Below are 22,227 nucleotides of genomic sequence, written 5' to 3'. Positions count from 1 at the left end.
CCGGGAAATCGATCGCGGCGATGGCCTGCGACACCGCATCGCGCGCTTGCGGATTTGCGCGCGAAAGTCAAGATTTACGCGCAATAGCGGCCTATTTCTGCGCGACCAGCGTCTTGAAACCCTTGATTTCACAAGAGAGACCGGAACGCATGCTCAACACGTCGCGGTTCGCGCAGACGCGCCCGTCGGCGGCGGGCTTCAGGTAGAAGCGGGAGTAGAAGTCCATCGGCCGGCATTCGCCCCCCAGCTTGGCGCGGATGCGGCGATTGCCCGTAAGCGCGAGGTCGATCGCGCCATCGCCGCTGACCAAGGCACCGCCGAGATCGGCGACGGCAATGCATTTCGGCCCCTTCTTCTCCTTCCAGCGGATCGGCTGCGGCGCCATGACCCGCGCCGCGCTGGCGGGTGCGGACGTGACGCGGATCACCACGCGCTGGTGGATCGTGACTTGCGCGAACTGCATGTCGGCGAAATCGTCCCACGCGCCCGCGGTGACGGGCGCGAGCAGCGCGAACAGCGACAGGGGCAAACCCGGATGGATCATGAACGATGGGTCATGGTCGATGCAGCGCCCTTAGCGACGATCGTTGAACGCTGCATGAACTTGGCGTAGCCGCGCGGCCATGACCCCGAGCCAATCCGCGCTGCTGGCGGCTCTCGCCCCCCATCTCGACGCCAAGGCGATCGTCACGGACCGCGACGCGATCACCCCTTGGGAAACGGATTGGCGTCGCCGCTTCCACGGGCATGCGCCGGCCATCCTGGCCCCGGCGGACACCGCCCAGGTGGCGACGATCGTCGCCGCCGCGGCGGCGCACCGCGTGCCGCTGGTGCCACAGGGCGGCAACAGCTCGATGGTCGGCGGCGCCACCCCCCCGGCCGACGGATCGGCGCTGATCCTCTCGCTGCGCAGGATGAACCGCATCCGCCATGTCGACGCGGACGCGGGCCTCGCGATCGCGGAGGCGGGCGTGATCCTGTCCGACCTCCACGAGGCCGCGCTCGCCGTCGACCGCCGCTTTCCGCTGACCCTCGGGGCAAAGGGCAATGCGACGGTCGGCGGGCTCGTCTCGACCAATGCCGGCGGCACGCAGGTGCTGCGCTTCGGCTCGATGCGCGGTCTGGTCGCGGGGGTGGAGGCGGTGCTGGCCGACGGCTCGGTGCATGACGGTCTCGCCGTGCTCAAGAAGGACAATCGCGGCTACGACCTGACACAGCTGCTCGTCGGCGGCGAGGGAACGCTCGCGATCGTCACCGCCGCCTCGCTGCGGATCGTGCCGTTGCCGATGGCGCGGGCAACCGCGTGGGCGGCGACGCCCGATCCCGAGTCGGCGCTGACGCTGCTGCGCCGTTTCCAGCAGGCGAGCGACGCGGTCGAGAGTTTCGAGATTTTGCCCGGGGAATCGCTGGCGGCGGTGCTGGCGCACGTGCCGTCCGCCCGGGCCCCGCTGGCGGGCGAGCATGGCTGGCACCTGCTGATCGAGATCACCGACCCGCGCGGCGCGCCCCTGCTGGAGCGCCTGCTTGGCGAGGCCCTGGCCGACAGGCTGGTGACGGACGCCGTGATCGCACAGAGCGAGGCGCAGGCCGCCGGCTTCTGGCTGATTCGCGAGTCGATCTCCGACTCCGAGCGTGCGCTCGGCCCGGCTTCGCAGCACGATATCTCGGTACCCGTCGCAGCGATGCCGCGCTTCATGATAGAGGCCGCGGAGGCATGCGAGGCGCGCTTCCCGGGCACGCACGCCAGCGGCTTCGGCCATCTGGGCGACGGCAATATCCATTTCCATGTCCGCGCTGCCCCCGGCACCGACCCGGCGCGCTGGTATGCGGAGGATGTTCCGGTGGTTACGCGCTTCGTCGACGACCTCGTCGTTGCGGCGGGCGGATCGATCGCGGCGGAGCACGGCATCGGCCAGATGAAGATCGACGAGCTCGCCCGCCTCTCGACGCCGGCCCGGCTGACCATGCTTCGGGCGGTCAAGGCGGCGATGGACCCGCTGGGGATTCTCAACCCCGGAAAGCTCGTCCCGCTTGCGCGCCCTGCCGCCGCACAATAGAGCGTCGGCCGGTTTGTCGGCGCGCGGACGCGCCAAAACTCACGGATACGGAGAGAGTTCCCATGGCCAGTGCGCCGCTTCCCCTGTTCTACAATGGCCTGGAGCCGCTCTCGAGCGAGACGCATGCGACTTGGCGCGTCCGGCCGCAGGACAGCGCGCCCTTCCTCGCCGGCCAGCACGCCATCCCTATCACCACGGACGAATTCCCGCTGGTGCAGCGTTTCATGCCGATCGTCTTCTCCAGCGGCGACGATGCGATCCCGCTCGCGCTGATGGGCCTCAACGAGGGCGTCAACGTCTTTGTCGGCGACGACGGCAAGCTGACCGAGACGAATTTCTACGTTCCCGCCTATATCCGCCGTTACCCCTACATGCTGGCGCGCCTCCGCCCTGACAGCGAGGAGCTGTCGCTCTGCTTCGATCCGACGTCGGAAACGATCGGCGATTTCGAGGACGGAGAGGCGCTGTTCGAGGGCGGCCAGCCCACCGAGTTCACGAAGGGCGTGCTGGGCTTCGCGGAGCAGTTCGAGCAGGCCGGTGCCCGCACGCAGAATTTCATGAACGAGCTGCGCGAGATGGAATTGCTGATGGAGGGCGAGGTCACCATCCAGGTCGACCAGAACCAGCAGCCGTTCGTCTATCGCGGCTTCCAGATGATCAACGAAGAGAAGCTGGCGAATCTGCGTGGCGACCAGCTGCGCAAGATGAGCCAGTCGGGCATGCTGCCGCTGCTCTATGCACATCTCTTCTCCCTGTCGCTGATGCGCGAGGTGTTCGCCCGCCAGATGGACCAGGGCAAGCAGCCGCAGCCGCAGATCGGCTGACAGCGCGCCTCTGACTGACGATGAAGAGGGGCGGTGCCGGCACTCCGGCGCCGCCCCTTTCCGCATGCGCGCTTGACCGTTCTGCCAGCGCGCGCGAAGCTCGCGGTCTCTCTATACCAACATAGGATGCTGCCGATGAGCCGCCTGCCGCGCGACGAGCGCTATTCGACCGTCGCGATCTGGTTTCACTGGATCATCGCGCTGCTCATCATCGCGAACCTGATCATCGGTATCGGCCATGACGGCGTCCCCGCGTTGCGGGCGCTGATGGGCGCGCATTTCGCGATCGGCCTGACCGTGCTGGCGCTGACCGTGCTCAGGCTCGGCTGGCGGCTTGGCCATCGTGCGCCGTCCTACCCCAATTCGATGGCGGGCTGGGAAAAAGGGATGGCCCACGCCAATCAGTGGCTGCTCTACGTCCTGATGCTGGCCTTGCCGCTGACCGGCTGGCTGATGATGTCGGGGCCCGGCCCGCACCGGCCGATGACCTGGTTCGGCCTGTTCAACATGCCGTTTCTGCCGGCGAGCAAGGGCGCGGCGGGTTTTGGCCATGAAGCGCACGGCGTCCTCGGCTGGGCCATGCTCGCGCTGGTGGTGCTGCATGTCGCCGCGGCATTGCGGCACCATTTCATCCGCCGCGACCGGATCCTGGTCCGCATGGCGCCCGTGCTCGATCGCGGCTGACCGACAAAATCACCGCGTTCGACGCCGGGGGGTTGAACCAAATCGACGCCTGCCTATTTTATCAATCGTACGGTGCCGTGTCCCCCCTTTCGCGACACCGTATGGCACGCCTTCGGGTGTGTCTCCTCCCTGAACCTTGGCCACCTCGTGCGCTGCACGAGGTGGTTTTTTTATGCGCTCATTCCGCCGCGAGCGTGCGGCCGCCCGCCAGCGCCTCGTCCTCGACCGCGGCGATCATGTGACGGAGCAGCGCGACACAGTCGTCCATCCCCTGCCCCGGCCGGTCGAGTGCGCTGTCGAGATACAGCGACCGATCGAGTTCGATCTGGACCGCGTGGATACCCGCGGCGGGCGCCGCATGGCGCGTCAGGATATGGCCGCCCGCATAGGGTGCGTTCAACGCGCAGCCCATGCCCATCTCTGCCGTGGCCGACACCAGCCGCGCGACGAACCGTGGGCTGGCGCTCTTGCCGAACCGGTCGCCCAGGACCACGCGCGTCCTTCCGTCCAACGGCGGCATCGAATGGACGTCGAGCAGGACGGCGACCCCGAACCGTGCGCGCGCCGCGATCAGCGCGTCCGCCAGGGCCGCATGATAGGGGCGATGATCCGCGATGATGCGCGCCTCCACCTCAAACGCGGTAAAACGCCTATGCCAAAGGTCCCCGGCCGGTCCGCCGCGACGCGGGATCAGCCCTAGGCCACTGCGCAATTTGACGGAGGCCTGCGCCTGCGCAGTCGGTCGCACGCCTTCGTCGATCCGGGCATCGCGCTCGTCCTCGCCGCGGTTGAGGTCGATCCATGCGCGCGCCCGGCGTTGCACGATCATCGTCTCGACGCCGCGCGCACCCTGCGCCACCGCATCGACATAGCGGTCCTCCAGGATCACCAGCGCGGAGGCCGGGACGCGCCGGGCGGCATCGAGCGCCGCCGGATAGTCACGGCCGGCGTGCGGCACCGACAGGATGACCGGGCTGGCAGGGGGCGTTGCGCCGATCAGGTCGAACGAACCGTCCATCAATGGCACGCCATAGCCTGCCCGCGCGTTGCGTGCGCTGGAAATATTAAGGTGCCGCGATCATAATCGCCGCCGAACAGGGATGAAGATACGAGTCATGATCCGGATTCTGCTGGCGGAAGACGACCAGGTGATGCGCGAATATCTCACCCGCGCGCTCGAACGGGCGGGATATGCGGTGACGGCGGTCGATCGCGGCACCGCCGCGATCCCGCTGCTGCAGGCGGAACGGTTCGACCTTCTGCTGACCGATATCGTGATGCCGGAGATGGATGGCATCGAACTGGCCCGTCGCGCGAGCGAGATGGTCCAGGGTCTGCGGGTCATGTTCATCACGGGCTTTGCCGCCGTGACGCTGAAGGCGGGGCGCGAGATGCCGAACGCTCGCGTCCTGTCCAAGCCGTTCCACCTGCGCGACCTGGTCGCGGAGGTCGATCGCGTCTTCGAGACGGGAAATGCGAGCGGCATCAATTGACGCTTGCATCCCCCGAACGGCGCGGCTAACAGCGCCACTCCCGGCGGGCGTGTAGCTCAGTGGTAGAGCACTGTGTTGACATCGCAGGGGTCGCAAGTTCAATCCTTGCCACGCCCACCACTTAAAAACCCCGCTAGGCCACCGGCTTAGCGGGGTTTTTAGTATTGCGATCCTCATCGGTGCCGCCACGATCGCGGCAATGGACCGTCCCCCTTGGAATCTGGTCCGTTTACGTGGGAGCGGTGCCGCCCCGATCCAGCCTCGCTGGATCGCAACTGGGGTCAGCGGGACGTGCGAGTGGGGCACGCGCCGACGATGGGCCCCGGTGGCCATGCACCGCCGGCGCGGCACCCCCGCTACCGATGTACGAGCCTCAGCCGGGCTGCTTGGCGATCAGCGCGTCGTCGATCTCGCCCGCCCGCCGATAGGCTGCCCGTTCCGCCAGGCGCGCGACATAGGCCATGAGCCCCTCCGTCTTGGGCAGCAGGCCGAACTGCGTATACCACATCGCCGCCGAGCCGACGAAGACATCGGCCGCGGTGAAGCGATCGCCGGCGATGTACGGGTGACGCGTGACCGCCTGCTCGAACACACCGGCGACGAGGTCGAAATTGCCATAGCCTGCCATGCGCTGCTGGTCGACGTTCGGCTCCACACCCATCGAGCGGTTGGTGATCGCTGCCTCCAGCGGTCCGGCCGCGAAGAACAGCCAGCGATAATAGTCTGCCTTCTCGGCGGCCGTCGGCGCCAGTTCGGCTTCCGGAAAGGCGTCGGCGAGATAGGCGCAGATGGCAGCCCCTTCCGTGACAACCTGGTCGCCATGGCGGATCGCGGGGACCTTCATCATCGGATTGATCGCACGATAGGCCTCGCCCTTCATGTCGGTCGCATAATCGAGCACCACGGTCTGATAGGGCTGGCCGGTTTCCTCGATCATCCAGCGCGCGATCCGGCCACGCGACATCGGATTGGTATACAGCGTCAGGTCGGCCACGTGTCGCTCCCCAAAAAGTTCACAGAGTCCGTTTGAACAGGTCAAGCATCCCGCCCCATGCGCGCTCCGCCTGCTGGGCGTTGTAGACCCGACTGTCGATGACGCACCAGCCGTGCATCGCACCAGGATAGACCGCGATTGCCGCGGGCAGCTTCGCCGCCGCGAACGCGGTGCGCAGCGCGTCCTTGTCGCCGGGGCTACGCGCATCGTCATTCTCGGCGATCGCGATCAGATAGGCACCCCGCAGCTTCGACACGAGCAGATGCGGACTGTCGGCATCCTTAGTGACGAGCGCCGCACCGTGGAACGATGCCCCGGCATGGACGCGGGCGGGATCGACGGCCGCCGTACGCAGGACGAAGGGGCCACCCATGCAATAGCCGGCCGTTCCGAGCGGGCGGCGGGTATCCACCTGCGGCTGCTTGTCGAGGAAGGCGATGAAGGTTCGTGCGTCGCTGTCCGTCGCGGCCGGCGTCAGCTTCTCGCGCCAGGGCATGATCCGGTCCCGCACCGCGGGCTGGTCAAAGGATTCGCCGGGCTTGAGGAACGGCGCCTTGGTCGAGCGGTAGAATTGGTTGACGACCAGCACGGCATACCCGCTCTGAGCCAGCCGGTCCGCCATCTGGCGAAACGCCGGGCGCAGGCCCATGATGTCCGGCCACATCAGCACGCCCGGGTGCCGCCCGCTCGCGGGTGCGACGAAATAGGCGTCGCAGTGTCCGTCCGGCGTCGTGATCGTCACGTCGCGACCCTTGACGGGCATCGCGTCCGCGGCGACCGGCAGCATCATCGCGATGCCCGCTGCCCCTGCCGCCGCCCCGAAGGCGCGGCGGGACAGGTGGTGTTCGTTATCCTCGGCGGTCCATTCGTCGCACATCGCGCCTCTCCCGTTCCGACATCCGGGCGCGACGCTAGCTTACGAATAGGCGAACCGCCAGTATGTTGACGGAAGGCGCGTCACGCATCCACCGCCCGGGAACCGGCCGGGGGCGATGGATCCGTCCCGTCGGATCAGCGGTCGCCGAACAGCGCGCGCGCTTCGGCCTGGGCATCGGTTTCGCCCTCCTCGACGCCGCGCGCGGCGGCTTCGCGCTCCGCCCGCAGCGACGCGATGAGCGCCTCGCGGTCGCCCTCGAGACGCGTATCCTGCGGCGCCGGCTCGGCACCCGTCGCCTTCGCGGCCTTCGACACGGCGGCGTCCAGCTCGCGCTGCGTCGTCAGGCCGAGGGTTACGGGATCCTTGGGCGTGATGTTGGCGATGTTCCAATGGCTGCGGTCGCGGATCGCCGCGATCGTCGTGCGCGTCGTGCCGATCAGGTTGCTGATCGCGCCGTCGCTGATCTCCGGGTGGTTGCGGATGATCCAGGCGATGCCGTCCGGCTTGTCCTGACGCTTCGACACGGGCGTATATCGCGGCCCCTTGGTGCGACGGACCTGCTCGGGGCCCTTGGTCATCTTGAGCCGATAGGCGGGATCGGCCTGGCCCTTCTCGATTTCCTCCTGCGTCACCTCGTGCGCACGCACGGGATCGCGGCCGGTCAGCTTGGTGCCGGCGGTATCGTCGGCGATCGCCTGCACCTCGAGGATGTGCAGCCCGCAAAAGTCGGCGATCTGGTCGAAGGACAGCGAGGTGTTGTCGACCAGCCAGGAAGCGGTCGCATGGGGCATGAGCGGCTGGGACACGGGTCTGACTCCGTAGAAATAAATAGGGCCGCCCCATCACGGAGCGGCCGTCGTACCACGACGATGTACTGCGCGTGTGGCCGAAGGGCAACCCGTCAGGCATTTTGTGGCACTCGCGTTGACCGAACTGTCACATTTCCCGACTATGGCGCCGCATCGTCAAACAGAAGATCTTCAGGGAGTTCGGGAAACATGACCATTTTCAAGAGCCTGTCGCTCATCGTCTCGGGCACCGCGCTGGCCGCCGCGCCCGTCGCGGCCTCGGCCGCGCCGGCGACCGCCAATCCGGCGGCCAGCCTTTCCGTCGCGCGCGCCGCCGCCCCGGCAGCTGGCAAGAGCAAGATCGGCGCGTCGGTCTCGACCGCGACGCTGATCAGCATCGGCATCCTCGGTGCGCTGACCGCCATCGTCCTCGTCGCGACGGACAAGTCGGACAGCAACTGATCGCAACGCGCACCGGCTTCGGCCGTGCGCTTCGAGGCCCCATGGCTGGCGCTGTGGGGCCTTTTGCATGCCCGGTCCGCCGGACATGGCGGCCGATCCCTGACGCGATCAGTCGCTGAGCCGGTCAGTCCTTGCGCAGGCGGCCAAAGGGCAGCAGCTCCGCGGCGAGCTGCTTGACCTCGTCGCTGCGCCCGGCGCGCAAGGGTATCAATACCGCCGACACCGCGCGCTGGATGATCCGGTCGATCGCGGTCTGCGTACCCGCCTTTACCGCCACTTCGGCCAACTGGCGCGCGCGTGCATCGCCGGGATCGAGCTCCAGCCGCAACAGCGCACTGAGGCCGGGGAAAAGCGCCCGATCCCCACCGAGCGCGACTGCCTTGTCGAGGGCCGCATAGGCTAGCGGCTTCTGCGCACCGAGGATCGCGCGGCCACCCAACCGGCCGAGCCGGAACACCGCGCCGACATGCCAGGCACCGAGCGCAAGCTGCGCTTCCGGGTTGCGCGGATCGCGCGCGACGAGTGCCTCGAACAGCTTGCGGGCCGCGATCGCCTCCGTGCGACTCCCGTCGAGCCGGGCCCGGTACCCCAGGGCGGTCGCCTGCATCAGCTGCGCCTCGCGATCGTCCGAATTGCGCTTGAGCGCGGCGGCGGCGAGTGCTTGAGCGATGCCGATGCGCTTCAATGCGTCGTTCGGATCACGATCGTTGAACGAAGCCTGGGTCAGGACGTCGCGGGCGGTTTCTGCGGCGCAGGGACAGCTGATCACCGTCGCGGCCATCATGGCACCGCCCAACCAAAACCGCATCCGCCGATCCTCGCCCGTTATGCCCGTTCAACGTTGGCCCGGCAGGTTCGATCCGGCCGCGTCAGATCGCGCCCGCATCAGCCGACGGTCAGGACGATCTTGCCGACATGATCGCCCGCCTCCATCCGCGCATGCGCGGCGGCCGCCTCGCCGAGCGGATAGATCTGGTCGATGACCGGGCGCAATCGTCCCGCCTCGACGTGCGGCCAGACGTGGCGCGCGATCTCGTCGGCCACGAGCGACTTGAACACGGCGTCGCGCGGCCGGAGCGTCGAACCGGTCAGGGTCAGGCGGCGTCGCATGATATCGAACAGCGGCACGGTCGCCTCCATGCCGCGCTGGACGGCGATGGAGACGTGCCGCCCGTCCTCGGCAAGGCATTGCAGGTTGCGGGGGACATAATCGCCGCCCACCATGTCGAGCACCGCCGCAACGCCCGTGCCGCTGGTGATCGCGCGGACCCTCTCGACGAAATCCTCCTCGCGATAGTTGATGGCGTGCGCGGCGCCGAGTTCGAGGGCGCGCTGGCACTTGGCGGCGCTGCCGCAGGTGACGATCACGGTCAGGCCGAACAACGTCCCCAGCGCGATCGCGGTGGTACCGATCCCGCTGGTGCCGCCATGGACCAGCACCGTGTCGCCCTGCGCGGCGAAGGCCCGCTCGAACAGGTTGGTCCACACCGTGAAGACCGTCTCGGGCAGCGCCGCAGCCTCGAACATCTCGAGTCCGTCCGGCACGGGCAGGCACTGCCCCGCCGCGACCGTTGCATATTCGGCATAGCCGCCGCCGCCGAGCAACGCGCAAACCCGCTGGCCAAGCAGCGCCTGGTCGACGCCGGCGCCGAGGGCGACGACACTGCCCGCTATCTCGAGCCCGGGGATCGACGGCGCCCCCGGCGGTGGCGGATAACCTCCCTTGCGCTGGAGCACATCGGGTCGATTGACCCCCGCCGCCGCCACGCGGATCAGCACCTCGCCCTCGCCGGGCTGGGGGACAGGCCGAGATACGAGCCGCAACACCTCCGGCCCGCCTGCCCCTTCCGGGTCGATCGCCTGCATCGTTTCGGGGATCTCGCTCATCCGGTCGCATCCTCGTTCATGGCGCGGTCCGTCGCTTATTGACATCGCTTCGCCACGGGTCAACGTTGAGCCACGTTATGGACCCGGACGATTTTCCCTCTCGTCCCGACGATGCGCTCGCCGCGCTGCGCCGGCAGGACCTCGACCCGCTTTCCGTGGCCGAACTGGACGCGCGCGTCGCGGCGCTGGAAGCGGAGATCGCCCGCATTCGCGCCCATCGCGAACGCGCCGTTAACCATCGGGCAAGCGCCGACGCGCTATTTCGCCGATGACCGGACCGGGCACCGTCCCCGCGCGTTCGATACGCGCCGGTACGATGCCCGACCGGTTGATGGACGGCCCCGCGATACCGACATTGGTGGAAAGGGTCGCGTCATTGTCCGCGGCCCGAGTGGAGTAAGTTTCTCATGCCATCCTTCGCCCCCGCGCTCGAGACCACGCTGCACAAGGCGCTCGAGGCCGCGTCGTCCCGCCGCCACGAATATGCGACGCTGGAGCACCTGCTCCTCGCGCTGATCGGCGACGAGCATGCGTCGAAGGTGATGGAGGCCTGCAACGTCGATCTCGGCGATCTGAAGACCACCGTCGCCCATTATCTGGATACCGAACTCGACGCGCTGAAGGTCGATGCCGTCACCGATCCGTCGCCGACCAGCGGGTTCCAACGCGTCGTGCAGCGCGCGATCCTGCACGTCCAATCGTCCGGCCGCGACGAGGTGACCGGCGCCAACGTCCTTGTCGCGCTGTTCAGCGAGCGCGAGAGCTATGCCGTCTACTTCCTGCAGCAGCAGGACATGAGCCGTCTCGACGCGGTCAGCTTCATCAGCCATGGCGTCGGCAAGGGCGGCCAGGCGGCGGAGGCCGCACCGCCCAAGGGCGCGGAGGAGGAAAAGCCAAAAGCCTCCGCCGACAAGGGCAAGGGCGAGAGCGCGCTCAAGCAGTTCACCGTCGATCTCAACGAAAAGGCCAAGAACGGCAAGGTCGATCCGCTGATCGGCCGCGGGCCGGAGGTGGACCGCACGATCCAGATCCTGTGCCGCCGCAGCAAGAACAACCCGCTCTATGTCGGTGATCCCGGCGTCGGCAAGACGGCGATCGCCGAAGGCCTGGCGCGCAAGATCGTCGAGGGCGAGGTACCGGACGTCCTCAAGGAGGCGGTGATCTACAGCCTCGACATGGGCGCCTTGCTGGCCGGCACGCGCTACCGCGGCGATTTCGAGGAGCGGCTGAAGGCGGTCGTCTCCGAGCTCGAGAAGATGCCGCACGCGGTGCTGTTCATCGACGAGATCCATACCGTGATCGGCGCCGGCGCGACCAGCGGCGGCGCGATGGACGCCTCGAACCTCCTCAAGCCGGCCTTGTCGGGCGGTACGATCCGCTGCATCGGCTCGACCACCTACAAGGAATTTCGCAACCACTTCGAGAAGGACCGCGCGTTGCTGCGCCGGTTCCAGAAGATCGACGTCAACGAACCGACGGTGGAGGACACGATCAAGATCCTCGCCGGTCTGCGGTCGGCGTTCGAGGAACATCATTCGGTTCGGTACACGCCCGACGCGATCAAGTCGGCGGTCGAGCTGTCGGCACGCTACATCAACGACCGCAAGCTTCCCGACAAGGCGATCGACGTGATCGACGAGGTCGGGGCGATGCAGATGCTGGTGCCTGCCAACAAGCGCAAGAAGACGATCACCGCGCGCGAGATCGAGGCGGTGATCGCGACGATGGCGCGCATCCCGCCGAAGTCGGTCAGTTCCGACGACAAGAAGGTGCTGGAGACGCTGGAGACAGACCTCAAGCGCGTGGTGTTCGGTCAGAACGGCGCGATCGAGAAGCTCAGTGCGGCGATCAAGCTCAGCCGCGCCGGTCTGCGCGATCCCGAAAAGCCGATCGGCAACTATCTGTTCACCGGCCCCACGGGTGTCGGCAAGACGGAGGTCGCCAAGCAGCTCGCCGCGATCCTGGGCATTCCGCTGCAGCGCTTCGACATGTCCGAATATATGGAACGCCATTCGGTCAGTCGGCTGATCGGCGCGCCTCCGGGCTATGTCGGCTTCGACCAGGGCGGGCTGCTGACCGATGCGGTGGATCAGAATCCGCATTGCGTATTGCTGCTCGACGAGATCGAGAAGGCGCACCCGGACCTGTACAACATCCTGTTGCAGGTGATGGACAACGGCCGCCTGACCGACCAGCACGGCAAGACCGTCGACTTCCGCAACGTCATCCTCATCATGACGACCAATGCCGGCGCCGCCGACATGGCGCGCGAGACGGTTGGCTTCGGCAATCTGACCCGCGAGGGTGAGGACGAGCAGGCAGTCCAGCGGATGTTCTCTCCCGAGTTCCGCAATCGCCTGGATGCGATCGTGCCGTTCGGCTACCTGCCGACGGAGGTCGTGGCACGTGTGGTGGACAAGTTCATCCTTCAGCTCGAACTGCAGTTGGCGGATCGGCAGGTCCATATCAACCTGGACGAAGCCGCGAAGACGTGGCTCACGGAAAAGGGCTATGACCGCCTGTATGGCGCGCGTCCCATGGGTCGCCTCATCCAGGAGAAGATCAAGCAGCCGCTCGCCGAAGAGCTGCTGTTCGGCAAGCTCGTGCATGGCGGCGAGGTGACCGTGCGGCTGAAGGACGGCCAGCTGTCGTTCGGCATCGAGCCGGCGGCCCCGAAGAAGCCCAAGAAGAAGGGAAAGGCGGAGCCGATCGACGCGGATTGAGTCTTCGCACTTTTTGATCCGAAACGGAGCGGTCTCCATGAGATTCGCTCCGTTTTCGTCTTATCTTCATTTGCATGAATACCAACGGACATGATCCGGGCCGCCCGGACAGCGATGACGCATCGCTCGACGATCACGCCCTGTTCGACGATCACGCCTTGTTCGACGATCCCAGCGCGATCCGTCGCCTCGACATGCGCGGTTATCGCGACATCACCGCGGGGCGACTGCTCGGAAACGAGGCGGTGACCGTATGGCTTGGCATGTGGAGCCAGACAGGCGGCGAGGCGCCACGATGTCGCTGATCTGGACGGAAGGGGCCGTCACCGATCTGGAACACGTCCGCCGCTATCTGCGTGCCATCGGGGGCGGCGGCGAACTGCGGCTGGCATGGGCGATCGTGGATACGAGCCGGCGGCTCGACGCAGCGCCTGTCCATGCCGACGGATGCCATGACGTCCCGCTACTTGCCCCGTTCGTGCTGCGAGTCCACGGCGAAGGGCCGACGGGGTTCGTCCTGGCCGTCAGGCAGTGCGGTAGCCCGCTCGGCTGACGCGCCGCGGCACACTCCTGTGAAGGACGGCGGCGCAATCTACTGAACGCCTCCCGAAAAGGTCGACACGTGTCGTGTGCCCCTCCGCTGCACTCGACGCGCCAGCTTGTCCTGTTGCCGCGTTAACCATTGCTTGGTGAACCCGCCGTATCGCCAATGCGATGTCGGTGAACATTGCCTTGTCACGACTGATCGCGCTGCTGGGGGCGCTGACCCTGTTCGCATGCCCGATGCCCGCCATGGCGATGCCGGGCGAGCCGGTTGCGACCTGTGTGACGCGCGCGCGTCCCGGTGATACGCCGGCACGCATCTTCGCCCATACCGCCCGGTTCGACTGCAAGGGGCCGCAGAACGCATACGGCTCGGGCGATTTCTGGATATTGTCGCAGAAGCTCGGCCCGCTGCCCAAAGGCGCGGCGACGGTTCGGTTCGCAAGCACGTGGCAGCACGGCGTCGCGCTCTATATCCTGTATGCCGACGGCCATATCCGCCGCACCGGCTTCGACAGCCGCACCGCTGGCCGCGCGCTGATGCTGGGCGCGACATTCCAGCTGATCGTTCCGCCGCGGCAAGCGCCCCCCACCCGCTTGCTGTGGCATGTCCGCGGATCGTTGAACCTGCGCGGCATCGTCAATGGCCCGATCGTGGGCAACTATGCCGACAGTGTTCGTTACGAACTCGCAATGGCGGCGCTCTATGCCGCGTTCGCGGGCATGTGCATCGCGCTCTTGATCTACAATCTCGCGCTATGGGCAGCGCTGCGCCAGGCTTTCCAGCCGGCCTATTGCCTGATGGTCCTGTGCCTGCTCGGCTATGCGTTCAGTTCGTCCGGCCTGCTGGGACAGATCACCGCGATCGACAACAACGATCGCATGCGGTTGAACTATCTGCTGCTGGCCGCCGCGGCGACCGCGGCCGTCACCTTTGCACGTACCTTCTTCGAGCGGCGCGTCTTCGATGGCTGGTTGCGCCCGGCTAGCACCGCGGTCGCGCTCGGCGTGCTGGCGACCGCCTCGGCATTCGCGCTGCTCTCCCCGCGTTTTGCCGTCGCGATCAACCTCGCGGTGAACCTGTCCTATCTCCTGCTCATCGGACTTGTCGGGGCCGTGCTCTGGCGCGCGTGGCGGGTGCGCAGCAACCATCTCTGGATCTTCGCCATCGCATGGGGCGCGCCCGTCGCTCTCTGTTCGGTGCGCGTGCTCGCTGCGATGAACGTCATCGGCTGGCATTGGTGGATCGATCAGTCGACGTTGCTGGCGATGGCACTGGAAGCGTCCTTGTCGTCTTTTGGCGTCGCCTACCGCATCCGTCTTCTCAGCGTTGAGCGCGATGTCGCGCGGGAGCAGGAGATCGCCGCTCGCCTGCTGGCCGCGACCGATCCCCTGACGGGACTGCTCAACCGCCGCGCGTTTCTCGAACAGGCCATCGGCAGAGAGGGCGACCAGCAGCTCGTCATCGCGGACATCGATCATTTCAAGGTGGTCAACGAGACGATCGGCCATGACGGGGGCGACGAGGTGTTGCGACGCGTCGCGCGGGCGTTGGTCAGGGTGGCACCGCCGGGCGCCCTGGTGGCGCGATTCGGCGGTGAGGAATTCGCGCTGCTCGTGCCCGCCGCGTCCGGCTTCGACGCCGACCGGGCGCTCGACGCGATGCGGGCGGAACGGATGCCTTTCGACCTCGCCGTCACCGCAAGCATCGGCACCTGCAACGGCCCCCTGGTGCGCGAAACGGACTGGAAAGCCCTTTACCGCTGTGCCGATCGCGCGCTCTTCGAAGCGAAGGCGGCAGGCCGCGACCGGGTTCGCGACGCCGCGCCCCTGTACTCCGTCGCCTAGTGTGCGATCCAGCAAAGCTGGATGGCGCGGTGAGGGCAGGTACCGCTTCCACGCACGTGGATCACACTCTAAACTACTGGCCTTCAGTTCGTGTCGATGCTAGGCTTCGCAGCCGGGAGACACGCGGATGAGCGACCGGCGGAAGATTGCAATTGGGATGGGCGTCGCCATCGCGATCCTCGCCGTGCGCCACCCGACCGCGGACATTCGCGTCATCACGCACGACATCGCCGATCCAACGCCCCACCGGATGCAGGCTGCCATCGACTTCGGCCTCGTCGGCGTTTCAATTCTCTACACCTGGACCCAGCGCCTGCGCTGACGAATCAGCCGAAGACCGTCTTCAGGTTCATGAACTCGTGCAGGCCGTAGGGCCCGAGTTCCCGACCGTGACCGGAGCGCTTGATCCCGCCGAAGGGCGCCTCGGGTGACGAGGCGAGCATGGCGTTGACCGCGGTCATGCCCGCCGCGATGTCGCGCTCGAACCGTTCCCGCTCTGCGGCGTCGTTCGTCCAGACCGAGGATCCGAGGCCAAAGGGCACGTCGTTGGCAAGGGCGATGGCGGCATCGATATCGTCCGCCCTGAACACCATGGCGACAGGGCCGAACAGCTCCTCCTGCGCGGCCGGATGATCGATCGGAACATCGACCAGCACGCCCGCCGACATATAGGCCCCCTTCCCCGGTAGCGCCTCTCCGCCGAACAGCAGCCGGCCGCCCGCCTGCTGGATGGCGGCGAGCTGGTCCAGCGTCGTCTGCCGCTGCTCCTCGCTGGACAAGGGGCCCATGTCCGTGTCGCTCGCCATCGGATCGCCCGCCTTCACCGCGCGCATCGCAGCGGAAAAGCGCTCGAGGAACGCGTCGTAGACATCGGCATGGACGATCATGCGCTTGGCGCAGATGCACGACTGGCCGGTGTTCTGCACGCGCGCCTTGACGGCCTGAGCGACAGCCTTGTCGAGATCGGCGGACGGCATGACGATGAAGGGGTCGGAGCCGCCGAGCTCGAGCACCACCTTCTTGAGGTTGCGTCCCGCGGCCTCCGCAACCTTCATGCCCGCGCCCTCGCTGCCGGTCAGCGTGACGGCGACGATCCGCGGGTCGTCAATCAGCGCCTGCACCTTGTCCGAACGGATCGCGAGATTCTGGAACAGTCCGGCGGGTGCGCCGGCCGCGATGATCGTTTCCTCGATGGCGGCGGCACACCCCTGCGTGATCGAGGCGTGTTTGAGCAGCCCGACATTCCCCGCCATGATCGTCGGCGCGACGAAGCGGATGACCTGCCAATAGGGGAAGTTCCACGGCATGACCGCCAGCACCGGCCCCATTGGCAGCCAGCGGGCCGCCGCCGGGCCGGATGCCGTCTCGAACGACCTGGGCGCGAGCATCGACGGCCCTTCCTGCGCATAATGGCGGAAGGCGGCGGCACATTTCTCGACTTCTGCGATCGCGGAGGAGAGGGTCTTGCCCATTTCGCGCGTCGCAATCTCCGCGAGTCGCCGCTTGTCCGCCTCGAACGCTTCCGCGATCCGTTCAAGCAGATCGGTACGCGCGTCATAGGAGGATACGCGCCACGTCGCGAACGTCGCCGCGGCGCGCGCGATCCGCGCCTCGACCGCGTCGGCGGTCATCTCGGGAATCGGAGTTCCGGCCTCGCCGGTCGCGGGATTGATGCTGGTGAACATGGGTCGGCGAACGCTTGGGATGCTTGCCCGATCCCGCGCCCTGCCGCATAGCGCGTCCCCATGGATACGCCGATCGAGAGCCTGTCGTTCGAGGAAGCCCTCAAGGAGCTGGAACGCATCGTTTCCAGACTTGAGAGCGGGGAAGCCAGCCTGGACGAATCGATCGCGCTGTATGAGCGCGGTGATCGCCTTCGCCAGCGCTGCGCGGAGCGGCTCGACGCCGCCCAGGCCCGGATCGAGGCGATACGCCTCGACGCGGAGGGCAAGGCCGCCGGTACGCGTCCCTTTGCCGCGGGCTGAGCCGATGGCCGCCGCCCCGCTCCACCCGACGCTCGCGACCGCCCTGGCCGAGGTGGCGACGGATATCGACGGGCGTTTCGACCGGCTGCTGGCGGTGCCCGACGACGCGCGCGCCGACCTGTACCGCGCGATGCGCCATGCCGCGATCGGCGGCGGCAAGCGGCTGCGCCCGTTGCTCGTCTGCGCCACGGCCGATCTGTTCGGCGTGTCGCGGGCATGTTCGGGAGAGGTCGCGGCAGCGATTGAGGCGATCCACGTCTATTCGCTGATCCATGACGATCTGCCCGCGATGGACGACGACGACTTGCGCCGTGGCAAGCCGACGGTGCACAAGGCGTTCGACGAGGCCACCGCCATCCTCGCCGGCGATTGCCTGCACGCGCTGGCGTTCGAGGTGCTGGCGGAGCCGGCGACGCATCCCGACCCCTTCGTCCGCGCGGAACTGGTGATGGCCGTGGCGCACGCCTCGGGCCCATCGGGCATGGCCGGCGGCCAGATGATGGACCTGGTCGCAGAACGCTCGCGCTTCGACCTGGCGACGGTCACCCGGCTGCAGCAGATGAAGACAGGTGCGCTGATCTCCGTCTCGGTCGAGGCGGGGATGATCCTGGGCCGCGTGCCCGTCGACGGTCGTCGCGCACTGCGCGGATATGCCCACGACCTCGGCCTCGCTTTCCAGATCGCCGACGACCTGCTCGACGCGGAAGGCGATGAGGAGGCGGCTGGCAAAAGGCTGCGCAAGGATGCGGACGCGGGCAAGGAAACCTTCCTGACGCTGCTCGGAATCGAGCGCGCGCGCGAGCAATGCGCGATGCTGGTCGACCAGGCGATCGCGCATCTCAAGGGCCATGGCGCCGAGGCCGACGTGCTGCGCGAATTGGCCCGCTACGTCGTCGCGCGCGATCGGTAAGGACAAGCCCCATGACCAGCCGCATCGGCGTCTATCCCGGAACCTTCGATCCCATCACGCTGGGCCATATGGACATCATCCGGCGCGGCGCGAAGCTGGTCGACAAGCTGGTGATCGGCGTGACCACCAACCCGTCCAAGTCACCGATGTTCACGCTGGACGAGCGGATGGCGATGGTGCGGCGCGAGGTCGAGGATATCGCGGGGGCGATCGAGGTCGTCGCATTCGATTCGCTGCTGATGGATTTCGCAGAGCGCGAAGGCGCCAAGGTGATCGTGCGCGGGCTCCGCGCGGTGGCCGATTTCGAATACGAATATCAGATGGCCGGCATGAACCAGCAGATCAATCCGCGGGTCGAGACAGTGTTCCTGATGGCGGATGTCGCGCTGCAGCCGATCGCGAGCCGCCTGGTCAAGGAGATCGCGCTGTTCGGGGGCCCGATCGCGCGCTTCGTCACACCGCAGGTCTGCGAGGAGGTCGTCGCGCGCGTCAAGACCATGGGTCAAAAGGGTAGCTGACCGCCCCTCGTCCAGCGAGAGCCTGCCGCCCCCCGCAACGTTCAGTTTGGTGCAACCCGCATTCTGGTCTAAGTCGCCGCCATCACCTGGATAGGATTTCCATGCGCGCGTTCGCCCGTTTCCTTGCGTTGACCACCCTGTGCCTCGCGACCACGCCGGTCGCGGCACAGGTCATCGAAGCCAATGTCGCCGGCCGGGCGACTCCGCCGCCGATCACCGACAAGCAGAACCTCTGGCTGCTCGACCTGTCCGACGGCGGTCGGGTCACGATCTGGCTGCGCCCCGACGTCGCGCCCAAGATGGTCGAGCGGATCAAGACGCTGACCCGGCAGCATTTCTATGACGGTCTCGTCTTTCACCGAGTGATCGACGGCTTCATGGCGCAGGGTGGCGACCCGAAGGGTGACGGCACCGGCGGCTCGACGCTGCCCAACGTCCCGTCCGAATTCAATTACCTGCCGCACGTCCGCGGCGCCGTGTCGGCGGCGCGGGCGGACGACCCGAACAGCGCCAACAGCCAGTTCTTCATCGTCTTCCAGCCCAAGCTGAACCTCGACAAGAAATATACGGTCTTCGGCCGCGTCATCGACGGCATGCAATATGTCGACGGGATCGAGCGCGGCGAGCCGCCCTCGGACCCGACCAAGATCGTCCATGCCTATATCGCCGCGGACGATCCCCCGCCCTACGTCAATGTACCCGCCCCCGCGCCGGTCAGCCTCGGGGCACCGGTGACGCTGCCCGGTTCGGGTACCCCCGCCGGGAAGGCGGCGCCCAAGAAGGTGGCACCGAAGGCGAAGTGAAGGTCGAACTCTTCGATTTCGCGCTGCCGCCGGAGAATATCGCGCTGCGCCCCGCCTCGCCGCGCGACGCGGCGCGGATGCTGGTTCTCGACGGCGACGCGACGCGCGATGCCCATGTCCGCGACCTGCCGGCGCAGCTGCGCGCGGGCGACTGCCTCGTGTTCAACGATACGCGGGTGATCCCGGCGCAGCTGGAGGGTCGGCGCGGTGACGCGAGCATCGGCGCGACGCTGCACAAGCGCGAGGGGCTGCGACGCTGGCGCGCGTTCATCCGCAACGCCAAGCGGCTACGCGAGGGCGACGCGATCGACTTTGGCGCCGGCGTCTCCGCCACCGCCAGCGACCGGGCGGAGGACGGCAGCTTCGCACTCGATTTCGCCGGCGACGAGCCGGTCGAACAGCTGCTGGAGCGTGCGGGGCGCATGCCATTGCCCCCCTATATCGCGGCCAAGCGGCCGACCGACGCGCGCGACGCGGACGACTATCAGACGATGTTCGCCGCCGAGCCGGGTGCGGTGGCGGCGCCTACGGCCGCGCTGCACTTCACGCCGGACCTGCTCGCGCGCCTCGACGCCGCGGGAATTGGGCACAAGACGCTGACGCTGCACGTCGGGGCGGGCACCTTCCTTCCGGTGAAGGCGGAGGATACGGACGCGCACCGGATGCATGCCGAATGGGGGCGCATCGATGCGGCGACCGCCGATCGGCTGAATGCAGTGCGCGCGCGCGGCGGCCGCGTGATTGCCGTCGGCACCACGTCGCTGCGCCTGCTCGAAAGCGCCGCCCGCGACGACGACACGATTGCACCGTTCGAGGGCGACACCGCGATCTTCATCACGCCGGGCTACCGGTTCCGCGCGATCGACGGGCTGATGACCAATTTCCATCTGCCGAAGAGCACGCTGTTCATGCTCGTGTCGGCGCTGATGGGACTGGAGCGGATGCAGGCGGCCTATGCGCATGCGATCGCAAGCGGCTACCGATTCTACAGCTACGGCGATTCGTCGCTCCTCCTGCCGCCACGGTGACACCCATGCTGCTCGCGCTGCTGCTCCAGGCCCAGGTTTCGGCCGCGCCCCTCCCGACGCAGCCGCCGACGCAGCCACAGCCGCCCGCGACCTTCGTCGTAGAGCCCGCGGCGATGGCGATCGTCGCCTGGGACGCGGACGGCGACGGACGCACGACACGCGCGGAAATGCAGGCGGGGGTCCGTCGCAGCTTCGCCGGCGTCGACGGCAGCGCGACCGGCTCCATCGGCTACATCGGCTTCGCCGACTGGGCGACGCGGTGGCTGGGCGATCCCAATGCTCTGCCGAGCCCTTTCGAGGTTGATGCGGACGGCAACAACCGGATCACGCTGCCGGAGCTGGAGGCGGCCTTCGCGCGCATCTTGGATCGGCTCGACAAGGATCGCGACGGCGCAGTGACGCGCAAGGAGGCGCTGACGATCCGCGCCAATGCCGGCATGGCCAACGGGCCGCCGGCGGGACGACGCAAGCGACCCTAGGGCACCGCGGATCGTCGTGCGTCCGCCGTCGCGATGCCGACGCGATCCGGCCTCCATGCCGCCACGCGCACGCCGCACCGCTTACCGCGCCGTCACGCCGCACGGGTCACGCCATGACGTCGAGAGCCTTGGCGGGCGCGGCATGTCCTCGACAGCCGGCGCCGCTTTCGCCAAGAGCCCTGCCCCATGACCGAGCGTTTCGCCTTCACCATCGCGGCCACCGACGGTCGCGCGCGTACCGGCACCATCCGGATGCAGCGCGGCACGATCCGCACCCCCGCCTTCATGCCCGTTGGCACCGCCGCCACCGTCAAGGCGATAAAGCCCGCCGATGTCGAGAAAGCGGGTGCGGACATCATCCTGGGCAACACCTACCACCTGATGCTGCGCCCCGGTGCGGAGCGGGTCGCGAAGCTCGGCGGGCTGCACGATTTCATGGGCTGGCAACGCCCTATCCTGACCGACTCGGGCGGGTACCAGGTGATGAGCCTGTCAGACCTGACCAAAAGGTCGGAGGAGGGCGTGGCGTTCAAGTCGCACCTCGACGGCACGCGCCATATGCTGAGCCCCGAACGATCGATCGAGATCCAGCGGCTGCTCGGCAGCAACATCGTCATGGCGTTCGACGAGCTCGTGCCGACCACCTCGACGCGCGAGGTGCAGGCGGCGGCGATGGAGCGATCGATGCGCTGGGCGAAGCGCAGCCGCGATGCCTTCGACGGTGGCGGCGACCATGCCGCGAACAACGCCATCTTCGGCATCCAGCAGGGCGCGCTGGACGAGTCGCTGCGCAAGGCGAGCGCGGACGCGCTGATCGATATCGGGTTCGACGGCTATGCCGTCGGCGGGCTCGCCGTGGGGGAGGGACAGGAGGCGATGTTCGGCTGCCTCGACTTCGCGCCGCAACAGCTACCCGCCGATAAGCCGCGCTACCTGATGGGGGTCGGCAAACCCGATGACATCGTCGGGGCGGTCGAGCGCGGTATCGATATGTTCGATTGCGTCATGCCGACGCGATCGGGGCGCACCGGACAGGCGTTCACGCGCACCGGCCCGATCAACCTGCGCAACGCAAAATTCGCAGAGGATACGGGCCCGCTCGATCCCGCATGCGGCTGCCCCGTGTGCGCGACGTGGAGCCGGGCCTACATCCACCATCTGGTCCGCGCCGGCGAGATCTTGGGCGCGATGCTGATGACCGAGCATAACATCGCTTTTTATGAAGGGTTGATGGCGGACCTGCGAAGCGCCATTGCAGATGGCGCGTTGACCGCATTCGCCATGACGTTTCGCGCAACGTATCGGCGCGAAAAGGGAGAGTAAG

The 22,227-nt window shown here is 67.4% G+C and carries 26 protein-coding genes and 1 tRNA gene; 19 read left to right on the top strand and 8 right to left on the bottom strand.

Annotated elements, in window-relative coordinates; genetic code table 11:
- Positions 1-91: 91 nt before the first annotated feature.
- Positions 92-544 carry a hypothetical protein gene (locus RF701_RS13635; protein ID WP_308815268.1) on the bottom strand — a complete coding sequence of 151 codons (453 nt, stop codon included), beginning with the start codon at positions 542-544 and terminating at the stop codon, positions 92-94.
- A 79-nt stretch (positions 545-623) separates the two neighbouring features.
- On the opposite strand from RF701_RS13635, the gene RF701_RS13630 reads away from it, so the two are divergent.
- From RF701_RS13630 to RF701_RS13620, 3 genes are all read left to right on the top strand, one after another.
- Positions 624-2,057: an FAD-binding oxidoreductase gene (locus RF701_RS13630; RefSeq protein ID WP_308815267.1), complete on the top strand. Its 1,434-nt coding sequence runs from the start codon at positions 624-626 to the stop codon at positions 2,055-2,057.
- A gap of 62 nt (positions 2,058-2,119) precedes the next feature.
- Entirely contained in the window at positions 2,120-2,881 is a 762-nt protein-coding gene (locus RF701_RS13625; protein WP_210357058.1) for a SapC family protein, read from the top strand.
- Positions 2,882-3,016: 135 nt separating this feature from the next.
- Entirely contained in the window at positions 3,017-3,565 is a 549-nt protein-coding gene (locus RF701_RS13620; protein WP_203308641.1) for a cytochrome b, read from the top strand.
- 178 nt (positions 3,566-3,743) lie between these two features.
- Here the strand turns inward: RF701_RS13620 and RF701_RS13615 are convergent, their stop codons facing one another.
- Positions 3,744-4,583, bottom strand: a complete 840-nt coding sequence (locus RF701_RS13615) for an N-formylglutamate amidohydrolase (RefSeq protein WP_308815266.1) — start codon at positions 4,581-4,583, stop codon at positions 3,744-3,746.
- Positions 4,584-4,680: 97 nt separating this feature from the next.
- Between RF701_RS13615 and cpdR the strand changes: the two genes are divergently transcribed.
- Together cpdR and RF701_RS13605 are read left to right on the top strand one after the other, a co-directional pair.
- Positions 4,681-5,058, top strand: coding sequence for a cell cycle two-component system response regulator CpdR (gene cpdR, locus RF701_RS13610; RefSeq protein ID WP_203308643.1), 378 nt, complete (start codon positions 4,681-4,683; stop codon positions 5,056-5,058).
- A gap of 45 nt (positions 5,059-5,103) precedes the next feature.
- Positions 5,104-5,178 (top strand) — tRNA-Val (locus tag RF701_RS13605).
- A 253-nt stretch (positions 5,179-5,431) separates the two neighbouring features.
- Here RF701_RS13605 and RF701_RS13600 read toward each other — a convergent pair.
- The 3 genes from RF701_RS13600 to RF701_RS13590 all read right to left on the bottom strand — a co-directional run bounded on the left by RF701_RS13600 (position 5,432) and on the right by RF701_RS13590 (position 7,735).
- A complete protein-coding gene (locus RF701_RS13600; protein WP_308815265.1) occupies positions 5,432-6,052 on the bottom strand; it encodes a glutathione S-transferase family protein in 621 nt (206 codons plus the stop codon).
- Between the two features lie 19 nt (positions 6,053-6,071).
- Entirely contained in the window at positions 6,072-6,929 is an 858-nt protein-coding gene (locus tag RF701_RS13595) for a dienelactone hydrolase family protein (protein WP_308815264.1), read from the bottom strand.
- 134 nt (positions 6,930-7,063) lie between these two features.
- On the bottom strand, positions 7,064-7,735 hold the full coding sequence (locus tag RF701_RS13590) for a DUF1013 domain-containing protein (protein ID WP_203308646.1): 672 nt from the start codon (positions 7,733-7,735) through the stop codon (positions 7,064-7,066).
- A 192-nt stretch (positions 7,736-7,927) separates the two neighbouring features.
- Here RF701_RS13590 and RF701_RS13585 point away from each other — a divergent pair, with 192 nt between their 5' ends.
- Entirely contained in the window at positions 7,928-8,179 is a 252-nt protein-coding gene (locus RF701_RS13585; protein WP_308815263.1) for a hypothetical protein, read from the top strand.
- Between the two features lie 124 nt (positions 8,180-8,303).
- Here the strand turns inward: RF701_RS13585 and RF701_RS13580 are convergent, their stop codons facing one another.
- Complete coding sequence (locus RF701_RS13580; RefSeq protein WP_308815262.1) at positions 8,304-8,987, bottom strand: hypothetical protein; 684 nt, start codon at positions 8,985-8,987, stop codon at positions 8,304-8,306.
- Between the two features lie 77 nt (positions 8,988-9,064).
- Complete coding sequence (locus tag RF701_RS13575) at positions 9,065-10,066, bottom strand: NAD(P)H-quinone oxidoreductase (RefSeq protein ID WP_308815261.1); 1,002 nt, start codon at positions 10,064-10,066, stop codon at positions 9,065-9,067.
- Between the two features lie 77 nt (positions 10,067-10,143).
- Between RF701_RS13575 and RF701_RS13570 the strand changes: the two genes are divergently transcribed.
- The 6 genes from RF701_RS13570 to RF701_RS13545 all read left to right on the top strand — a co-directional run bounded on the left by RF701_RS13570 (position 10,144) and on the right by RF701_RS13545 (position 15,502).
- Positions 10,144-10,338, top strand: a complete 195-nt coding sequence (locus RF701_RS13570; protein WP_203308650.1) for a DUF1192 domain-containing protein — start codon at positions 10,144-10,146, stop codon at positions 10,336-10,338.
- Between the two features lie 135 nt (positions 10,339-10,473).
- On the top strand, positions 10,474-12,789 hold the full coding sequence (clpA, locus tag RF701_RS13565; protein ID WP_210357065.1) for an ATP-dependent Clp protease ATP-binding subunit ClpA: 2,316 nt from the start codon (positions 10,474-10,476) through the stop codon (positions 12,787-12,789).
- A 74-nt stretch (positions 12,790-12,863) separates the two neighbouring features.
- Entirely contained in the window at positions 12,864-13,094 is a 231-nt protein-coding gene (locus tag RF701_RS13560) for a hypothetical protein (protein ID WP_210357066.1), read from the top strand.
- Positions 13,085-13,342 carry a hypothetical protein gene (locus tag RF701_RS13555; protein WP_210357067.1) on the top strand — a complete coding sequence of 86 codons (258 nt, stop codon included), beginning with the start codon at positions 13,085-13,087 and terminating at the stop codon, positions 13,340-13,342. The genes RF701_RS13560 and RF701_RS13555 overlap by 10 nt, the downstream gene beginning before the upstream one ends.
- A 167-nt stretch (positions 13,343-13,509) precedes the next feature.
- On the top strand, positions 13,510-15,180 hold the full coding sequence (locus RF701_RS13550; RefSeq protein WP_308815260.1) for a diguanylate cyclase: 1,671 nt from the start codon (positions 13,510-13,512) through the stop codon (positions 15,178-15,180).
- 157 nt (positions 15,181-15,337) lie between these two features.
- Complete coding sequence (locus RF701_RS13545) at positions 15,338-15,502, top strand: hypothetical protein (protein WP_246847980.1); 165 nt, start codon at positions 15,338-15,340, stop codon at positions 15,500-15,502.
- 4 nt (positions 15,503-15,506) lie between these two features.
- Here the strand turns inward: RF701_RS13545 and RF701_RS13540 are convergent, their stop codons facing one another.
- Positions 15,507-16,865: an NAD-dependent succinate-semialdehyde dehydrogenase gene (locus tag RF701_RS13540; protein WP_308815259.1), complete on the bottom strand. Its 1,359-nt coding sequence runs from the start codon at positions 16,863-16,865 to the stop codon at positions 15,507-15,509.
- Between the two features lie 60 nt (positions 16,866-16,925).
- Here RF701_RS13540 and RF701_RS13535 point away from each other — a divergent pair, with 60 nt between their 5' ends.
- The 7 genes from RF701_RS13535 (at position 16,926) to tgt (ending at position 22,226) form a co-directional block, all read left to right on the top strand.
- On the top strand, positions 16,926-17,165 hold the full coding sequence (locus RF701_RS13535; protein WP_203308657.1) for an exodeoxyribonuclease VII small subunit: 240 nt from the start codon (positions 16,926-16,928) through the stop codon (positions 17,163-17,165).
- A gap of 4 nt (positions 17,166-17,169) precedes the next feature.
- Positions 17,170-18,075 (top strand): farnesyl diphosphate synthase, encoded by a 906-nt coding sequence (locus tag RF701_RS13530; RefSeq protein ID WP_308815258.1) that lies wholly within the window; start codon positions 17,170-17,172, stop codon positions 18,073-18,075.
- A gap of 11 nt (positions 18,076-18,086) precedes the next feature.
- Positions 18,087-18,593, top strand: a complete 507-nt coding sequence (gene coaD, locus RF701_RS13525; protein WP_203308659.1) for a pantetheine-phosphate adenylyltransferase — start codon at positions 18,087-18,089, stop codon at positions 18,591-18,593.
- Between the two features lie 101 nt (positions 18,594-18,694).
- The gene (locus RF701_RS13520; protein ID WP_210357072.1) at positions 18,695-19,396 is read left to right on the top strand and encodes a peptidylprolyl isomerase; all 702 of its coding nucleotides are present in this window, start codon (positions 18,695-18,697) and stop codon (positions 19,394-19,396) included.
- Positions 19,393-20,424: a tRNA preQ1(34) S-adenosylmethionine ribosyltransferase-isomerase QueA gene (gene queA, locus RF701_RS13515; protein WP_308815257.1), complete on the top strand. Its 1,032-nt coding sequence runs from the start codon at positions 19,393-19,395 to the stop codon at positions 20,422-20,424. The genes RF701_RS13520 and queA overlap by 4 nt, the downstream gene beginning before the upstream one ends.
- 5 nt (positions 20,425-20,429) lie before the next feature.
- Positions 20,430-20,903 (top strand): EF-hand domain-containing protein, encoded by a 474-nt coding sequence (locus tag RF701_RS13510; RefSeq protein WP_308815256.1) that lies wholly within the window; start codon positions 20,430-20,432, stop codon positions 20,901-20,903.
- Positions 20,904-21,089: 186 nt separating this feature from the next.
- Entirely contained in the window at positions 21,090-22,226 is a 1,137-nt protein-coding gene (gene tgt, locus RF701_RS13505; RefSeq protein ID WP_308815255.1) for a tRNA guanosine(34) transglycosylase Tgt, read from the top strand.
- Position 22,227 lies beyond the last annotated feature (1 nt).

It is taken from the genome of Sphingomonas sp. GV3, assembly GCF_031082075.1.
Classification (GTDB): domain Bacteria; phylum Pseudomonadota; class Alphaproteobacteria; order Sphingomonadales; family Sphingomonadaceae; genus Sphingomonas; species Sphingomonas beigongshangi.
Note: the sequence above shows the minus strand (reverse complement) of the source record. Positions and strands in the feature narration are given on the sequence as shown.